Below are 1,103 nucleotides of genomic sequence, written 5' to 3'. Positions count from 1 at the left end.
TGAGTGAACCTCGGTTAATCAAAGACTTGTTGTATTGAGGCCAGTTGGTGATGGGGTGAAGCGATGTGCCCATGATGCAGACTTGAAGAGGATGGAGGTGATCAGATCACCAAGTCCTCAGTTAGTTCCATTCAAGCTGTATCGATTTGGGAAACAACGCCGGTGGCGACTGTACCACCTAAAATGGTGTCCGGGATGATTAGACCACTACAGAGTGCTTGCTTGGGAACATATATTTGAGTCGGGCGCTGAGCCGGTATATCTATATTTAGTTGCTCCTTAAATTGATCTACGTCAAGTAAAGTTTCTGTTAATAGTCTACATGTCAGCAATAGAGTAATTAGATAATCGCAATAGGAATTTATATCGCCCGGTCTCTATGGATGTAATTTATCATAGGGGAAAAACGGGGGGCTTATGATTATATATGGGAAGTATGGCGGTGCTGCATTGCGAGCAGTACACCTAATGGTGCAGAACAATTATGACCATGTCAGTGCCTGGGATATGGCGATGTTCGAAGCATTCGGAGAAGACTTAGGCGTTAAAAAGTTCAAAAACAACCCTAAGGTTACATTTCTGACCCTATGCAGTTTGAGTGCGATTAGCTGTGTCATGCCAATCTATTATGATGCAGCCGCAAAGACTAAGATGTATGTCACCACTGCCCTTGATATCCTTTCCTCTAAAGACAAAGCTACACCGATTAATCCTGATGATTTATGGCAAGAGGTTATCAGTGCTTGTGATGCTGCAGCCACACTGAAGCACAACAATCAGATGGATGTCGTTCTGACACTATGGTATGCAAATGTACTGAATACCCATTGGGCGAGTGATGAGCTGGAGCTTAGGGCTGACTTTCTGTAATCGTCATTTCGAAGAGTGTACAGATCTAGTTATCACCTGACACCGGCCTCAAACCGGTGTCTTGTTTACGCGACTTTAGAGCGCACTTCCTTCGGTATCAATTTCAGACCCTTCTTGAACATGCTGTAAGGGGTCTGACCCTCCATCATCCTGCCTTGATGTGGCCGCTGGGTGTTGTAGTGCTCCAGGTAGCTATCCAGGTCTGTCTGCATCTGCTCTACCGACTCATACCA

The 1,103-nt window shown here is 45.2% G+C and carries 2 protein-coding genes; one reads left to right on the top strand and one right to left on the bottom strand.

Features of this window, described 5'->3' with window-relative positions; genetic code table 11:
* Window positions 1-468 precede the first annotated feature (468 nt).
* Window positions 469-870, top strand: coding sequence for a hypothetical protein (locus AB5Y85_RS06380; protein WP_081990745.1), 402 nt, complete (start codon window positions 469-471; stop codon window positions 868-870).
* 65 nt (window positions 871-935) lie between these two features.
* On the opposite strand, the gene AB5Y85_RS06375 is transcribed toward AB5Y85_RS06380, so the two are convergent.
* Window positions 936-1,103: integrase core domain-containing protein (locus tag AB5Y85_RS06375; protein ID WP_257688171.1), on the bottom strand; the 168-nt coding region annotated here is incomplete at its 5' end.

Origin of the sequence: Aeromonas sp. R3-1, assembly GCF_040908345.1 — a bacterium.
GTDB classification, from domain to species: Bacteria; Pseudomonadota; Gammaproteobacteria; order Enterobacterales; family Aeromonadaceae; genus Aeromonas; species Aeromonas veronii.
Note: the sequence above shows the minus strand (reverse complement) of the source record. Positions and strands in the feature narration are given on the sequence as shown.

What these genes read in the sequence shown, in the direction of transcription:
- AB5Y85_RS06380 (WP_081990745.1), top strand. Translation starts at nt 469, where the DNA reads ATGGTGCAGAACAATTATGACCATGTCAGTGCCTGGGATATGGCGATG.